This is a genomic window from Micromonospora sp. NPDC050686, from assembly GCF_040654475.1.
Classification (GTDB): domain Bacteria; phylum Actinomycetota; class Actinomycetes; order Mycobacteriales; family Micromonosporaceae; genus Micromonospora.
The window spans coordinates 125,326-140,850 of the sequence record NZ_JBFAID010000001.1; the positions used below are offsets into that span (position 1 = coordinate 125,326).

The 15,525-nt window shown below is 73.6% G+C and carries 15 protein-coding genes; 10 read left to right on the top strand and 5 right to left on the bottom strand.

Translation table 11 applies throughout. The features are described 5' to 3' along the window. Nucleotides 1-32 precede the first annotated feature (32 nt). From AB0H57_RS00580 to AB0H57_RS00590, 3 genes are all read right to left on the bottom strand, one after another. Nucleotides 33-1,364 (bottom strand): enolase C-terminal domain-like protein, encoded by a 1,332-nt coding sequence (locus AB0H57_RS00580; protein WP_357501341.1) that lies wholly within the window; start codon nt 1,362-1,364, stop codon nt 33-35. Between the two features lie 47 nt (nt 1,365-1,411). Next, nucleotides 1,412-2,326 carry a 5-dehydro-4-deoxyglucarate dehydratase gene (gene kdgD / locus AB0H57_RS00585; protein ID WP_357501342.1) on the bottom strand — a complete coding sequence of 305 codons (915 nt, stop codon included), beginning with the start codon at nt 2,324-2,326 and terminating at the stop codon, nt 1,412-1,414. Nucleotides 2,327-2,461: 135 nt separating this feature from the next. After that, a complete protein-coding gene (locus AB0H57_RS00590) occupies nt 2,462-3,355 on the bottom strand; it encodes a LysR family transcriptional regulator (RefSeq protein WP_357501343.1) in 894 nt (297 codons plus the stop codon). Nucleotides 3,356-3,495: 140 nt separating this feature from the next. Here AB0H57_RS00590 and AB0H57_RS00595 point away from each other — a divergent pair, with 140 nt between their 5' ends. From AB0H57_RS00595 to AB0H57_RS00610, 4 genes are read left to right on the top strand one after another with little or no spacing between them, the layout of a single operon-like run. Beyond that, complete coding sequence (locus AB0H57_RS00595) at nt 3,496-4,503, top strand: tripartite tricarboxylate transporter substrate binding protein (RefSeq protein WP_357501344.1); 1,008 nt, start codon at nt 3,496-3,498, stop codon at nt 4,501-4,503. Continuing rightward, nucleotides 4,500-5,123 (top strand): tripartite tricarboxylate transporter TctB family protein, encoded by a 624-nt coding sequence (locus tag AB0H57_RS00600; protein WP_357501345.1) that lies wholly within the window; start codon nt 4,500-4,502, stop codon nt 5,121-5,123. Before AB0H57_RS00595 ends, AB0H57_RS00600 begins: the two co-directional genes overlap by 4 nt. Nucleotides 5,124-5,132: 9 nt before the next feature. After that, entirely contained in the window at nt 5,133-6,662 is a 1,530-nt protein-coding gene (locus AB0H57_RS00605; protein ID WP_357501346.1) for a tripartite tricarboxylate transporter permease, read from the top strand. Then, entirely contained in the window at nt 6,659-7,048 is a 390-nt protein-coding gene (locus AB0H57_RS00610; protein ID WP_357501347.1) for a universal stress protein, read from the top strand. The genes AB0H57_RS00605 and AB0H57_RS00610 overlap by 4 nt, the downstream gene beginning before the upstream one ends. Nucleotides 7,049-7,072: 24 nt before the next feature. Here the strand turns inward: AB0H57_RS00610 and AB0H57_RS00615 are convergent, their stop codons facing one another. Both AB0H57_RS00615 and AB0H57_RS00620 read right to left on the bottom strand, forming a co-directional pair. Then, the gene (locus tag AB0H57_RS00615; protein ID WP_357501348.1) at nt 7,073-7,690 is read right to left on the bottom strand and encodes a DUF998 domain-containing protein; all 618 of its coding nucleotides are present in this window, start codon (nt 7,688-7,690) and stop codon (nt 7,073-7,075) included. Beyond that, nucleotides 7,683-8,648: a glutathione S-transferase C-terminal domain-containing protein gene (locus AB0H57_RS00620; RefSeq protein ID WP_357501349.1), complete on the bottom strand. Its 966-nt coding sequence runs from the start codon at nt 8,646-8,648 to the stop codon at nt 7,683-7,685. Before AB0H57_RS00620 ends, AB0H57_RS00615 begins: the two co-directional genes overlap by 8 nt. A gap of 109 nt (nt 8,649-8,757) precedes the next feature. Here AB0H57_RS00620 and pcaF point away from each other — a divergent pair, with 109 nt between their 5' ends. The 6 genes from pcaF (at nt 8,758) to AB0H57_RS00650 (ending at nt 15,508) form a co-directional block, all read left to right on the top strand. Continuing rightward, nucleotides 8,758-9,960 carry a 3-oxoadipyl-CoA thiolase gene (pcaF, locus tag AB0H57_RS00625; protein WP_357501350.1) on the top strand — a complete coding sequence of 401 codons (1,203 nt, stop codon included), beginning with the start codon at nt 8,758-8,760 and terminating at the stop codon, nt 9,958-9,960. Between the two features lie 218 nt (nt 9,961-10,178). Beyond that, on the top strand, nt 10,179-10,997 hold the full coding sequence (locus AB0H57_RS00630; protein WP_357501351.1) for an SAM-dependent methyltransferase: 819 nt from the start codon (nt 10,179-10,181) through the stop codon (nt 10,995-10,997). Nucleotides 10,998-11,004: 7 nt separating this feature from the next. Continuing rightward, nucleotides 11,005-13,164 carry an EAL domain-containing protein gene (locus AB0H57_RS00635; protein ID WP_357501352.1) on the top strand — a complete coding sequence of 720 codons (2,160 nt, stop codon included), beginning with the start codon at nt 11,005-11,007 and terminating at the stop codon, nt 13,162-13,164. 16 nt (nt 13,165-13,180) lie between these two features. Then, nucleotides 13,181-13,681 (top strand): DUF456 domain-containing protein, encoded by a 501-nt coding sequence (locus AB0H57_RS00640; protein WP_357501353.1) that lies wholly within the window; start codon nt 13,181-13,183, stop codon nt 13,679-13,681. Between the two features lie 50 nt (nt 13,682-13,731). Then, complete coding sequence (locus AB0H57_RS00645) at nt 13,732-14,478, top strand: MBL fold metallo-hydrolase (protein ID WP_357501354.1); 747 nt, start codon at nt 13,732-13,734, stop codon at nt 14,476-14,478. A gap of 115 nt (nt 14,479-14,593) precedes the next feature. Then, nucleotides 14,594-15,508: a UbiA family prenyltransferase gene (locus tag AB0H57_RS00650; RefSeq protein WP_357501355.1), complete on the top strand. Its 915-nt coding sequence runs from the start codon at nt 14,594-14,596 to the stop codon at nt 15,506-15,508. The last annotated feature ends 17 nt before the right edge of the window (nt 15,509-15,525 follow it).

Sequence of the window (15,525 nt, forward strand, 5' to 3'; positions counted from 1 at the left end):
GTCTCTCCTCGGGTGGGACGCGGCGGTGGCGTTCAGCGGACCAGGCAGGGACGCTTCGGGTCGAACGACCAGCCGGGCACGACGTACTGCATCGCGGCGGCGTCGTCGCGGGCGCCGAGGCCGTGCTCCAGGTACAACTCGTGCGCCGCGGCCAGGGCGTCGCGGTCGAGCTCGACCCCCAGCCCCGGGGCGGTGGGGACCTGGATCCGCCCGCTGCGGATCCGCAGCGGCGAGCGGGTGAGGGCCTGTCCGTCCTGCCAGATCCAGTGTGTGTCGAGGGCGGTGATCTGGCCCGGGGCGGCGGCGCCCACGTGGGTGAACATCGCCAGCGAGATGTCGAAGTGGTTGTTCGAGTGCGAGCCCCAGGTGAGGCCGAAGTCGTGGCAGAGCTGGGCCACCCGGACGGAACCGCGCATCGTCCAGAAGTGCGGATCGGCGAGGGGGATGTCGACCGCGTTCGACCGGACCGCGTGGGCGAGCTGCCGCCAGTCGGTGGCGATCATGTTGGTGGCGGTCGGCAGCCCGGTGATCCGCCGGAACTCCGCCATCACCTCGCGCCCGGAGAAGCCACCCTCGGCGCCGACCGGGTCCTCGGCGTACGCGAGCACCCCGTGCAGGTCGCGGCAGAGCTCGACCGCCTCGGCCAGCCGCCAGCCGCCGTTGGGGTCGAGGGTGACCCGGGCGTCCGGGAACCGCTCGGCGAGGGCGCGGACCGCGGCGACCTCCTGCTCGCCGGCCAGCACGCCGCCCTTGAGCTTGAAGTCGGTGAACCCGTAGCGGGCCCGGGCCGCCTCGGCGAGCGCCACCACCGCCTCGGGGGTGAGCGCCGGTTCCCGGCGCAGCCGCTCCCAGTCGTCGGCCGGCGCGGGCTCGGCGAGGTAGGGCAGGTCGGTGCGCCGGCGGTCACCGATGTAGAAGAGGTAGCCGAGCATCGGCACACTGTCGCGCTGCTGCCCGTCGCCGAGCAGTTCCGCCACCGGCACGCCGAGGTGCTGGCCCAGCAGGTCCAGCAGCGCCGACTCCAGCGCGGTCACCGCGTGGACCGTGGTGCGCAGGTCGAAGGTCTGCAGCCCGCGCCCGCCGGCGTCGCGGTCGGCGAAGGTGTCGGCCACCGTACGCAGCAGCCGGCCGAACCGCGCCACGGGCTGCCCGACCAGCAGGGAACCGGCGTCCTCGATCGTCCGCCGGATCGACTCGCCGCCGGGCACCTCGCCGACGCCGACCCGGCCCGCGCTGTCGGTCACGATGGCGACGTTGCGGGTGAAGAAGGGGCCGTGCGCTCCGCTGAGGTTGAGCAGCATGCTGTCGTGCCCGGCGACGGGCACCGCCTCGACACGGGCCACGGTCGGGGTGCGGCCGGTCATCGTCATCCTTTCGGTCTGAGTGCGCTGGGGTCGGTCGGCGGGCCGGGTCAGGAGACCTTCTGCACCAGGGTGGTCAGTTCCGCGCGCTCGGCCTCGGTCAGGTCGGCGAGCGGGGGCCGGACCCGGCCGCCGTCGCGTCCGACCGCGGTCAGGCCGGCCTTGATGATGGAGACCGCGTACCCCCGGGACCGGTCCCGGATGTCCAGGTAGGGGATCACGAAGTCGCTGAGCATCTGGTAGACCGCCGGGCGGTCCTGGGCGCGGACGGCCGCGTAGAACCGGAGCGCGAACTCGGGCAGGAAGTTGTACAGCGCCGAGGAGTAGGTGCTCACCCCGAGTTGGAGCAGCGGCAGCGCGTACGTCTCGGCGGTCGGCAGCCCGCCCACGTAGATCAGCCGGTCACCGACCCGGGCGTAGGTGCGGGTCATCCGCTCGATGTCGCCGATGCCGTCCTTGAGCCCGATCAGGTTGGGATTGCGGTCGGCGATCTCGGCGACGGTGGCGTCGGTGAGCACCGCGTTCGCCCGGCTGTAGACGATGACCCCGAGGTCGGTGGCCCGGCACACCGCCCCGATGTGCTCGATGAGGCCCTGCTGGCTGGCCTCGGTGAGGTACGGCGGAAACAGCAGCAGGCCGTCGGCGCCGGCGACCTGGGCGGCCCGCGCCTGGGCGACGGAGACGGCGGTGCCGCCGGTGGCCGGGGCGATGACGGGAACCCTTCCGGCCACCTCGTCGACGGCGACCCGCACGACGCGGTCCAGCTCGGTCGAGGTCAGCGAGAAGCCCTCACCGGTGCCGCCCGCGGCGAACAGTCCGGCGACGTCGAAGCTCGCCTGCCAGGCCAGGTGCTCGCGGTACCGGGCCTCGTCGAACTCCAGATCGGCGTCGAAGTGGGTGACCGGGAAGGAGAGCAGGCCCGACTTCAGCCGGTCGGCGAGAACATCCGGGGGCAGCAGCGTCACGGTGATCGTGTCCTTGGGTCCGGCGGGTCCGCGCCGGAAATCAGCCGGTGGCGCGGACGTGGTCGCGGTCACCGTAGAAAGCACCGACGATGCATGTCCAAGAGCGATTCCGCATCGAGCGATGCTGGTCGGGTATCAGGAAGCCCCGGATCGCGGCTCCAGCGCCGCGAGCGCGCGCCACAGCGCCGGGTTCTTCGAACTCCTCGCCCACAGCAGGTGCAGCTCGACCGGCTCGGGTGCCGGCGTCTCCAGCCGGACGAATCCCACCCCCTCGATGGGCAGCCGGGCGGCGGACGCGGGGACGAACGCTACTCCGCGACCCGCCGCCACCAGCCACAGCATGGTCAGCACCTGGCTCACCGTGTACACGGTGTTCTCGGCGGCGATCGGCACGACGCCGGCCACCAGGTCGTAGAAGTACTTCGCCTTGGTCGGCGAGTGCATGACCACCGGCTCGCCCGCCAGGTCGCCGGCCGTCGCCGGCCGGCCCAGTTCCAGCAGCCGGTGCCCGGCGGGCGCGGCGACCAGCAGCGCCTCCCGGTGCAGCAGTCGCGAGCCGAAGGTCTCCTCGTCGAAGGGCGGCCGGGCCAGGCCCAGGTCGATCTCCTCCTTGAGTAGGCCGGCGACCTGCTCCCGGGTCACCATCTCGGCCAGTTCCACGTGCACGTCGGGCAGTTCCCGGGACACCGCGTGCAGCAGTTCGCCGAGCACCCCGTACGCCGAGGCGGCGGTGAAGCCGAGCCGGACCACGCCGCTGGCGCCGGAGGAGAACCGGCGGGCGAGCTCCGGGGCGGACTCGGCGAGGATCAGCAGGCGGCGGGCCTCGACCAGGAACGCCGCGCCCGCCGTGGTGAGGCTGACCCGGCGGTTGTCCCGTTCCAGCAGTTGGGCGCCCACCACCCGTTCCAACTTCTGGATCTGGCGGCTCAGCGGCGGCTGGGTCATCTGCAGCCGCGCGGCCGCGCGGCCGAAATGCAGCTCGTCCGCTACGGCGACGAAACCCCGAAGTTGCTCCAACGTGAACGCCATGTCAAGAAGGTATCAATTGATGCTCCATTGGATTTGGACAGGCATGAGGCGAGGTTCCTAGGCTCCCGTCACCAGGCGTCCGTGACCCGACTCACAGCCGCCCACCGCGGAAACATGGATCTGCTATTGAGGAGAACGACATGACGATCAAGCGCGTGCGCCGGTGGGCGACGGCGGGAGCCGGGTTCGCCCTGGCCCTCTCGCTCGCCGCCTGCGGCGGCAACGTCGGCGGCGGGTCTGGCGACGATGCGGAGTTCCCGGGCAAGTCCCCGATCACGATCCTCGTCGGCCAGGACCCCGGCGGCAGCACCGACCTCATCGCCCGAGCGCTGGCCGAGCAGCTCTCCGACGACCTCGGCGTGCCGGTCACCGTGGAGAACAAGCCGGGCGCGAACGGTGCGCTGGCGGCGAAGGAACTGGCCGGCAAGAAGGCCGACGGGCACACGCTGATGGTCTACAACGGCAGCCTGGCCTACATCACGCCGCTGGCCGTCGCCGAGGGGCAGGCCCCCGACATCGCCGACTACGAGATCGTCACCGGCATCAGCCAGGACGACTACGTGCTCGTGACGGCGCCGAAGTCCGGCTTCAAGACCGTCGACGACCTGGCCGGGGCCGGCCGGCCGATCACCTTCGGCACGACCGGCGTCGGCACCGGCAGCCAGCTCTCCCAGGAACTGCTGTTCGCCCAGTCCGGCATCGCCGCCAAGGCCGTGCCGTTCGACGGCGGCTCGCCCACCCTCACCGCCGTGCTCGGCGGCCAGGTCGACGTCGGCTCGATCCAGCTCGGCGAGGCGGCCGAGCAGATCAGGTCCGGCAAGCTCACCCCGATCGTGACCTTCGCGGAGAAGCGGCCGACGTACCTGCCGGACACCCCGACCGCCGTGGAGGCCGGCCACGATGTGCCGGTCCAGCAGTCGCGGGCGGTCTTCGCCCCCAAGAGCACCCCGAAGGCCGTCCTCGACGCCCTGCGCGCGTCCTTCCAGAAGGCGTTCCAGGCCGAGGCGTACCAGAAGTTCAACGAGGAGAACCTGCTCACCCCGAACGAGGTCGACGGCGAGGAACTGCGCAAGCAGTGGACCGGCAACCTGGACAAGTACCGGAGCGTGGTCGAGCAGCACAAGATCAGCCTCGGTGGAGCCAAGTGACCCCTGGCCACGGCGGTGCTTCCGCACCGGTCAGCCCCGGCGGCCACCCGGCCGCCGGGGCCGGCCCGGGCAGCGGTGAGCTGTTCCGGGACACCGTCGGTCAGGAACCTCCCGTCGAGGAACTCAGCCTCGGCGAGGCGATCCACCAGGTCGAGGAGGTCGAGCACGAGGGCCGGCCCCCGGCGGCCGGGACGCTGAGCAGCGTCCTCACCGCCGCCGCGGTCGTCGCGCTCGGCGTGGCCACGCTGGTCGGCTCCGCCCGCCTCGGCCTCGGCTCCGCCCGCGGCCCCGAGTCGGGCACCTGGCCGCTGCTGGTCAGCGCCGTGCTGGTGGTGCTGGGCCTTGGCCTGCTCGCCACCGCCAAGAAGACCACGGACGCCGAACGCTTCTCCCCGGCGAGCTGGCTGGTCGCCGCCGGACTGGCCACCATGGTGGTGTTCGTCGCGGTCATCCAGACCATCGGCTTCGAGATCCCCGCCACGCTGCTCGCCTTCGTCTGGCTGCGGTTCCTCGGCCGGGAAGGCTGGCGTACCTCGATCGTCACCAGCCTCGCCGTGGTGGTCGCGTTCTACCTCGTCTTCGTGGCGGCCCTCTCCGTCCCCATCCCGCACCTCTTCTAGGAGGGCTCCGTGGACTTCGCCCCTGTCCTCGACGGATTCGGCGTCGTACTGGAACCGACGAACCTGCTGTACTGCCTGATCGGTGTCGTCATCGGCATGCTCGTGGGTGTCCTGCCCGGTCTCGGCCCCGCGGCGACCATCGCGATCCTGCTCCCGATCACCTTCGGCATCGAGCCGGTCACTGCGATCATCATGCTCGCCGGAATCTTCTACGGCGCCCAGTACGGCGGCACCATCACCTCGGTGCTGCTGCGGCTGCCCGGCGAGGCCTCCTCGGTGGTGACCGTCTTCGACGGGCACGCGATGGCCCGCCAGGGCCGAGCCGGCACCGCCCTGGGCATCGCCGCCATCGGCTCCTTCATCGGCGGCACGGTATCGATCATCGCCCTCACGCTGGTCGCCCCCCTGGTGGCGGGCTTCGCGCTGGACTTCGGCCCACCCGAGTACACGGCCCTGGCCCTGCTCGGCATCCTGCTGGTCGCCACGGTCAGCGGCGGCGGGCGGCTCAAGGCGGTGATCGCCGCCTGCGTGGGCCTGCTGCTGGCCACCGTCGGCCGGGACAGCTTCACCGGCGCCGAGCGGTTCACCTTCGACAACCTGTCGCTCGCCGACGGCCTGGACTTCGTCCCGATCGCCATGGGGCTGTTCGGCCTCGGCGAGATCCTCTACAGCCTCGAGGAGCGCCACCGCGCGGTCCAGGCGCCCACTACCGTGGCGAACGTCTGGCCGTCCCGCGCCGACCTGCGCCAGTCCTCCGGCGCCATCGGCCGCGGCTCCCTGGTGGGCTTCGTCCTGGGCATCCTCCCCGGCGGCGGCGCCACGCTCTCCTCGCTGGCCGCGTACGCCCTGGAGAAGCGGCGGGCCCGCAACCCGGAACGGTTCGGCCGGGGCGCCATCGAGGGTGTCGCCGCGCCGGAGACGGCGAACAACGCCGCCGCCACCTCGTCCTTCATCCCGCTGCTGACGCTCGGCATCCCGGCCAACGCCACCATGGCGGTCATCTTCGGCGCGCTGCTGATCCAGGGCGTGAGCCCAGGCCCGCAACTGGTCAGCCAGGAGCCCGAGCTGTTCTGGGGCGTGGTCAACTCGATGTACCTCGGCAACATCCTGCTGCTGATCATGAGCATTCCGCTGGTCGGCCTCTTCGTGCGGATCCTGCGGGTCCGGCCCACCGTCCTCGCGCCGATCACCGTGCTGATCACCCTGGTCGGCGTCTACACGGTGAACAACGACGTCTTCGACATCGTGCTGGTGATCGTCTTCGGCGCCCTCGGGTACCTGATGAAGAAGCTCGGCTTCGACCCCGGCCCGCTGGTGCTGGCCTTCGTGCTCGGCTCGCTGCTGGAGGACTCGCTGCGCCGCTCGCTGCTGATCTTCGACGGCGACCCGACCGGCTTCCTCACCCGCTCGATCTCCGGGACCCTGTTCGTCGTGTTCCTGCTCGTGGCCCTGCTCCCGCCGCTTCGGGCGGCGCTGCGTCGGCGGCCGGCGACCACCCCTTCCGACCCCGCACCTCAGGAAAGCAAGGAGCTGGTGTGACCGTTCTCGTCGCCTACATTCCCACCCCGGAAGGGAACGCCGCCTTCACCGCCGGCGTCGAGGAGGCCGGCCGCCGCCGGGAGCGCCTGCTGGTGCTCAACACACCGCGCGAGGGGGCGCTGGTCAGCGCGGACGTCGCCAGCGAGGCGGCGGTTGCGGCGCTCGTCGAACGGGCCGAGGCGGCCGGCGTCGACGTCGAGATCCGCCAGGACGCGCACGCCGGCGACCTCGCCGAGGAGGTCGTCCGCGTCGCCGAGGCCGTCGACGCGTCGGTGATCGTGATCGGCCTGCGCCGCCGTTCACCGGTCGGCAAGCTGATCATGGGCAGCTCGGCCCAGCGCATCCTGCTCGACGCCGACCGGCCCGTGCTCGCCGTCAAGCCCTGACCGACCGCCCGGCCTGGTCCGTCGTCACGGGCGGGTCAGGCCGATGGCGGTGGCCAGGCCCCACCCGGCGGTCGCCCCGAGCAGCAGCCGCTCCAGGCCGCCCACCAGGCCGCCCCGGCCCACCGTCAGCATCGCCAGCGCGACCGAGCCGGCCAGCGGCAGGGCCACCGCCGCGCCGAGCCGGGCCACCCGGCGCAGCCCTGGCCCCGCCGCCGGCGAGACCGCGATCGCCAGCATGGCCAGCACGGTCGCCGCCACGGCGGCGATGCTCGCCCCGCCATGCACCAGGTCCGCCACGGTCGGCGTCTCGAACGGCGGCAACGGGCAACCCGCGCTGCAGGTCACCGCGCCGGAGAGGGCGGCGAAAAGCGCGCCGGCGCCGAGCAGCCCGGCCGCGACCCGCAACGCCGGGGGCAGCGCCACGGCGAGCAGCAGCAGCGCCGCGGCCAGGGCGAAGATCCCGACCCGGTACGTCGGGGCCCAGCCGCTGGCCGCGATGCCGGCCTCGCTGACGTACGCGGTCAGCCCCGGACCAGGACCGGCGACCACCGCGACCGTCACCGCCGCCGTGCCGGCGAGCACGCAGCCGGCGGCGGCCGACGCGGCGACCGCCCGGGCCCCGGCGACCAGGCGCTCAGCCACGCCCGTGCGGCGTCAGCCAGCCGGCGGTGTCCGGGCCGAGCGGCACGATCCGGGTTGGGTTGATCGCCTCGTGGGTGGCGTAGTAGTGCCGCTTGATGTGGTCGAAGTCGACCGTCTCCCCGAAACCCGGGGTCTGGAACAGGTCCCGGGCGTACGCCCAGAGCACCGGCATCTCGGTCAGTTTCTGCCGGTTGCACTTGAAGTGCCCGTGGTACGCCACGTCGAAGCGGACCAGCGTGGTGAACAGCCGCACGTCCGCCTCGGTGATCGTCTCGCCCATCAGGTAGCGGCGTCCGGACAGCCGCTGCGACAGCCCGTCCAGCCGGGCGAAGAGCGCGGTGTACGCCTCGTCGTACGCCGCCTGGGAGGTAGCGAAGCCGCACCGGTAGACGCCGTTGTTGACGTCCCGGTGGATCTCCGCCATCAGCGCGTCCAGCTCCGGGCGCAGCTCGACCGGGTACAGGTCCGGCGCGTCCGGGGCGTGGAACCGCCGCCACTCGGTCGAGAGGTCCAGGGTGAGCCGCGGATAGTCGTTGGTGACCACCCGGCCGGTGACGGTGTCGACCAGCGCCGGCACGGTCACCCGGCCGGTGTAGTCCGGGTCGGTGGCCAGGTACGCCTCGGAGAGGAAGCCGATGCCGAGCACCGGGTCGAAGCCGTCCGGGTCGAGGGCGAACCGCCAGCCCCGCTCGTCCCGGATCGGGTCGACCGTGCCCAGCGAGATCACGTCCTGCAGGCCGAGCAGGTTGCGCACGATCCGGGCCCGGTGCGCCCACGGGCAGGCCCGGCACCAGATCAGCCGGTACCGGCCCGCCTCCAGCGGCCAGCGCCCCTGCTCGTCCGGCCCGCCGCCTTCGGGCGCGGTGGAGTGCGGGGTGACCCGGCCGGTGAACCGGTTGGGCTGGCGGACGAACGCGCCACCGCCGCTGGTCTCTGCGCTGAACTGGGCCTCGGCCATGCCGTCAACCTATCCGGTCCGGCGGCTGGATATCCTGGCCCGGACGTCCCCCCGCGACCCGGGCGACGTCGCCGTCCGAACCCTTCCACCCCCCGAAGGACGTGCGTCGATGACCGTGGCATACCTGGTGGCCGGAGTCCGTACCCCGATCGGCCGGTACGCCGGCGCCCTCGCCGGGGTACGCCCCGACGACCTGGCCGCCCACGTGATCCGGGAACTGGTCGCCCGCCACCCGTCGGTGGACTGGGCCCGCACCGACGACGTGATCCTCGGCTGCGCCAACCAGGCCGGCGAGGACAACCGCAACGTGGCCCGGATGGCGGCGCTGCTCGCCGGCCTGCCGGAGGAGGTGCCGGGCAGCACCGTCAACCGGCTCTGCGGCTCCGGCCTGGACGCGCTGGCCACCGCCGCCCGCTCCATCGTGGCCGGCGAGGCCGACCTGGTGGTGGCCGGCGGTGTGGAGAGTATGAGCCGGGCGCCGTTCGTCATGCCGAAGGCGACCACCCCGTTCTCCCGCGCCGCCGAGGTGTACGACACCACCATCGGCTGGCGGCTGGTGAACCCGCTGATGAAGCGCGGCTGGGGCATCGACTCGATGCCGGAGACGGCGGAGAACGTGGCCGCCGAGTTCGGCGTCTCCCGCGCCAGCCAGGACGAGTTCGCGTACCGCTCGCAGCAGCGGGCCGCCAAGGCGCAGGCCGACGGCCGGCTGGCCGAGGAGATCGTGCCGATCAGCGTGCCCGCCGGGCGGCGGGAGACGAAGCTGGTCGAGGTCGACGAGCACCCGCGGGAGACCGCGCTGGAGAAGCTCGCCGCCCTGCCCACCCCGTTCCGCGAGGGCGGCACCGTCACCGCCGGCAACTCCTCCGGGGTCAACGACGGCGCGGTGGCCCTGCTGGTCGCCTCCGAGGCCGCCGTCGCCCGGTACGGCCTGACCCCGCTCGCCCGGGTCTCCGGCGCGGCGGCGGCCGGCGTACCGCCGCGGATCATGGGGATCGGGCCGGTGCCGGCCACCCGCAAGCTGCTCGGCCGGCACGGGATCGCGCTCACCGACGTGGACGTGGTCGAGCTGAACGAGGCGTTCGCCGCGCAGGGCGTCGCGGTGCTGCGCGAGCTGGGGCTGCCCGAGGACGCCGAGCACGTCAACCCGAACGGCGGGGCGATCGCGCTCGGCCACCCGCTCGGCGCCAGCGGCGCCCGGCTGGCGCTGACCGCCGCGCTGGAGCTGCGCCGCCGGGACGCCCGGCGGGCGCTGGCCACCATGTGCATCGGCGTCGGCCAGGGCATCGCCCTCCTCCTGGACCGGGTGTAAGGAGGGGCCCCGCTTAACGCTTTCCGCATAGGCGGGGGGCCTGCTCAACACCCTGGGCGGAGGGCCGACCCGACGGTCCAAAAGTGGATCTCCCACGGCTGGCCGTGCGGGCCTAGAGTGGTCAGCACCACACGATCCGCGGGTCGGCCGGTCTCGTGCGCGTACGCGCCCGGCAACCGGTGCCCTCCCGCGCCGCGGCGACGAACTGGGGCGAAGCGATGCAGAGGCCGGACGACATCACCGCCGAGATCGACCTGACCCGGCCGAGCGCCGCCCGCGTCTACGACTACTTCCTCGGCGGCGCGCACAACTTCGAGATCGACCGGCAGCTCGCCGAGCAGATCGCCGCCATGACGCCGAACCTGGCCGCCACCATGCGGGCCGGTCGGGAGTTCCTCCGCCGGGCCGTCCGGGCCCTGCTCGACGCCGGCATCGACCAGTTCCTCGACATCGGCTCCGGCATCCCCACCGTGGGCAACGTGCACGAGGTCGCCCAGGCCGCCAACCCGGACGCCCGGATCGTCTACGTCGACATCGACCCGGTGGCCGTGGCGCACAGCCGGGAGTTGCTCGCCGGCAACGAGCGGGCGACCGCGATCCGGGCCGACCTGCGCGAGCCCAAGCTGATCGTGGACCAGGCCAGGGCCAGCGGGCTGATCGACTTCGACCGGCCGGTAGGCCTCCTGCTCGCCGGCGTGGTGCACTTCATCCCGGACGCCGACCGGCCGGCCGACGTGCTGGCCACCCTGCGCGCCGCCGCGGCCCCCGGCAGCCACCTGGTGATCTCCCACTCCACGTACGAGGACCAGCCGCGGGAGATGCTCGACGCGCAGCGGCTGTCGGCGCGTACCGCCACCGAGATCACGCTGCGCTCCCGGGCGGAGATCACCGGCTACTTCGGCGACTGGACGATCCTGGAACCGGGCGTGGTGCACATGCCGCTGTGGCGCCCCGACTCCCCGTCCGACTCGGACGAGCACCCCGAGCGGTTCGGCGCGTTCGGCGGCGTCGCCCGGCACGACCGCCTGGGCGACTAGGCCCGACGTGGCCGGCGGCGCGGAGGACTTCAGCGGGCCGGGCGCCCAGGAGTACGCCGCCACCTGGGCCCGGGCCGTACGCCGGCTCGGGTTCGTGCCGATGAGCGCGGCCGAGACCGAGCGCCTGCTGCTGGCGCACACCGTACGGCTGGTGGGGGCGCTGCTCGCCGAGCCGTTCTCGGTCCGGCCGGCGGAGGCGGTGGGGCGGGCGCTGGTGGAGGCGCACCTGACCGAGCCGGGCGTACTCGACTGGTCGGTGCGTGCGCTCGGCGAGCGGTTCGTGTCGCTGGTGTTGCCGGACCGGGCCGGTCCGGGCGGGGTGGCCGGGCGGACCGACGCCCTCCAGGCGGCCCTGGCCGCTGGCTTCGCCCGCGCCCTGCGCGACCGGACCTTCAGCCAGCAGGAACGCATCGCCCGGTCGGCCTGGCAGGCCCGGGACGCGGTCGAGCAGGCGCTGCGCGACAGTGAGGCCCGGTTCCGGGCGGTCTTCACCGGCGCGGCCATCGGCATCGGCATCGCCGACACCGACGGCCGGATCATCGACGTGAACCAGTCGTTCGCGGAGATGCTCGGCTACTCGATCGCCGAACTGCGGCAGATCAACGTGGCGTCGCTGTTCCACGCCGACGACGCGGCCGGGATGTGGGAGCTCTACCAGGAACTGACCGCCGGCAAGCACGACTCGGCCCGGGTGGAGAAGCGCTACCAGCGCAAGGACGGCAGCGTCGTCTGGACCGACCTGGCGGTCTCCCTGATCCGGCACGACGACGGCCGCCCCCGGTTCACCGTGGCGATGATCGAGGACATCACCGAGCGGTACGAGCTCCAGCAGCGGTTGCGCTTCCAGGCGCTGCACGACCCGCTCACCGGCCTGCCGAACCGTACGCTGTTCTTCGAGACCCTCGGCCAGGTCCTGCGGGCCGCGGCCCCGCGGCACCGGGTGGGGGTCTGCTTCCTCGACCTGGACGGCTTCAAGGCGGTCAACGACAGCCTCGGCCACGACCTGGGGGACCGGCTGCTGGTGGTGATCGCCCGGCGGCTCGCGGACTGCGTGGCGGAGCGCGGCCACCTGGTCGCCCGGATGGGCGGGGACGAGTTCGTCATCCTGGTCGACGGCGACGGCGGGCTGACCCAGGCGGTCGCGGTGGCGGAGTCCGCGCTGGCCGCGGTGGCCGCCCCGGTGATCATCGGGGATCAGCAGCTGGCCGTGTCGGCCAGCATCGGCATCGTGAACTGCCCGGCGGAGGAGACCGACGCCTCCGAGCTGATGAAGGCCGCCGACACCACCCTCTACTGGGCCAAGGCCGAGGGCCGGGGCCGGTGGGCGGTGTACGACCCGGAGCGCGGCGCCCGGGACATCGCCCGTTCGGCGCTGGCCGCCGGGCTGCCCGCCGCCCTGGACCGCGGCGAGTTCGTGGTGCACTACCAGCCGATCGTGTCCCTGCTGGACGGTTCGATGCGGGCGGTGGAGGCGCTGGTGCGCTGGCAGCACCCCGAACTGGGGCTGCTCGGCCCGGACCGGTTCATCGGGCTGGCTGAGGAGACCGGGCTGATCGTCCGGCTGGGCGCCTGGGTGCTCGACCGGGCCTGCCGGGACGCGGAGGCGTGGCGGCGCCGGTTCCCGGACGCCGGGCTGGTGGTCAGCGTCAACCTGGCCGCCCGGCAGGTGGAGGCGCCGGCCATCGTGGAGACCGTGGCGACGGCGCTGGCCGCCAGCGGGCTGCCGGCCGAGCTGCTCCAGCTGGAGCTGACCGAGAGCGCGGTGATGGGCACCGCGGGGGAGCCGCTGCGCGCGCTGCACCGGCTCGCCGCGCTCGGCGTACGGATGGCGATCGACGACTTCGGCACCGGCTACTCGAACCTGGCGTACCTGCGGCGGTTGCCGATCCACTGCCTGAAGCTGGCCGGACCGTTCGTCGAGGGAATCCGGGCCGACCAACCCGCCGCCACCGCCGACCATCGGGACGAGCGGATCGTGGACGCCCTGGTCCGGCTGGCGCACGCGCTCGAACTGGGCGTCACCGCCGAGGCGGTGGAGACCAGCGCGCAGGCGGAGCGGCTGCGGGCGCTGCGCTGCGACACCGGGCAGGGCCGGTGGTTCGGCGCACCCGTGCCGGCCGAGGCGATCACCGCGCGCCTCGCGGGTAAGGCAGGATCGGCGGCGTGAGCGGACGGGAGCGGGCATGGGACTGACCGACGGGGAGGCGGTGGCCTCGCTGGTGGCCGGGTTGGCCATCCTCGCCGGGCTGGCCGGGGTGGTGGTGCCGGGGCTGCCGGCGCTGCCGCTGTGCTGGGCCGGGGTGCTGGTCTGGGCGCTGCTCAGCGACGCCGGGCCGGCCCGCTGGGCGGTGCTGGCCGCCGTCACGGTGGTCGCCGTGGGGGCCACCGTCATCAAGTACGCCTGGCCGGGCCGCAACCTGCGTAACGCCGGGGTGCCCACGTCCTCCCTGCTGGCCGGCGCCCTGCTGGGGCTGGTCGGCTTCTTCGTGATCCCGGTGATCGGCCTGGTGATCGGGTTCGTCGGCGGCGTGTGGGGCGCCGAGCGGCTGCGGCTGGGCAGCAACCAGCTCGCCTGGCCGGCCACGAAGCAGGCCGTCGGCGCGGCCGGGCTGTCCATCCTGGTCGAGTTCACCGCCGGCGTGGTGATCGGCACCATCTGGGTCTTCGGTCTGCTGTTCGCCTGACCGGGTCGAACGCCGGTGACACCGGCCGGCGCGGTGCGTACGGTCGACCGGTGCGCATCTCCGTTCTCGGTGGTCTCGGTGCCTGGCCCACGGCACAGCAGGGCTGCTCCGGGTTCCTGATCGAGCAGGGCAACTTCCGCCTGGTGGTCGACCCCGGTTACGCGACCGTGCAGCCGTTGCTGTCCCGGGTGCCCGCGGCGGCGGTCGACGCGGTGTACGTCAGCCACGGCCACCCCGACCACTGTGCCGACCTGCAACCGCTGCTCCGGGCGCGGGTGCTCGCCGACCGCGACGGCCCGGCCCTACCGGTGCACGCCCCGGCCGGCAGCCTCGACGCGTTGCTCGCCGTGGACGAGCCGGGCCTGGTCGACGGGGCGTACCGGCTGGACGCGTTCACGCCGGGGGAGGGCTTCGACGTCGGCCCGTTCGCGGTGCGCACGTGGGCGCTGCCGCACTGGGTGAGCAACGCCGGGGCGCGGTTCACCGGGCCGGACGGGGTGGTCGCCTACACCGGCGACACCGGCCCGGGCCCGGAGCTGGTCGAGCTGGCCCGGGGCGCCGACCTGCTGATCGCGGAGGCCACCTACGTCGACACGGTTCCCGACCGGCACGCCGGCAACCTGTCCAGCGCCGTCGAGGTCGGCCGGTACGCCGCCGCGGCCGGGGCGCGCCGGGTGCTGCTCACCCACCTCTGGCCGGGCACCCCGCCGGAGGCGGCGGTCGCGGCGGCGCGGCGGGCGTACGCCGGGCCGGTGGAGGTCGCCGCGCCGGGTCTGGTGTGCGTCGTACCGTCGTGACGCCCGCCGGGGCGGGTGAGCGGCACCCGTCTGCGCGCCGGGTCCCTCCACTGCGGGAGGTGGCTGGCCCGGCGGTGGGAGGCCGGCCGCCCCGCGACTTCCTAGCGTCGACGGCATGGTCCTGCTCGCTCCGCCGGCCGTCCGGCGACCCTCCCGTGCCTGGGCGCTCGTCCGGCTGACCCGGCCCTGGTTCTGGCCGCTCGGCTGGGGCGCCGCCTACCTCGGCGCGGTCCTGGCGACCCGGAACTGGCTGCCCCCGGCGGACGCGGCCCTGCGCTGGGTCGTCGCGCTGGTCGTGCTGGGGCCGCTGGTCTGGGGCGCGGTCCTCGCCGTCAACGACCGGTACGACCTGCCCGGCGACCGGCACAACCCGCGCAAGGCGACCGCCCCGCTGGTCACCGGCGTGCTGACCGAGGCCGACCTGGTCCGCTGGCAGCATCGGTACGAGGTGGCCGCCGTGGTGGTGGCGCTGGTGATCGGTCCGGTCTTCGCGGCGGGCACCGCCGCCGTGCTGGTGCTCGGCCGGCTCTACAGTGTCCCGCCGGTCCGGCTCAAGGCCCGGCCGGGGGCGGACGTCGCCGTCAACGCCGTCGTGGTCGGCGTACTCGCGCCGGTCGCCGGCTGGGCGCTGCACCGGCCCGTCGGGGACTACCCGTTGGTGCTGGCCGTGCTGGGCGTCCTGCTGGCGGCGGCGCTCTACCTGCCGACCACGGTGCTGGACGTGGCCGCCGACACGCTTGCCGGTGACACCACCTCGGCGGTTCGGTTGTCACCGCGGTGGTGTCGACGGCTCGGTCTCGGCCTCTGGACGGCGGCGACGGCCCTCTGGCTGGTCTGCTGCCACCTCGGCCTGCTGGTGCCGCGGGACTCGTGGGTCCTGCAGACGGCGATGGCGCCGGTGCTGGTGGTGGCGTACGCCGCCGCGGTGCGACGGCCGTCGATCGCCCGGATGGCGGCCGTCTGCCTGGTGTTCGCCGTGCCGGCGATCGACTTCCTGTGGGCCTGGGCCGCCGCCACCCCGCCGTCCTGAGCGCCCTGGGGGGCGGG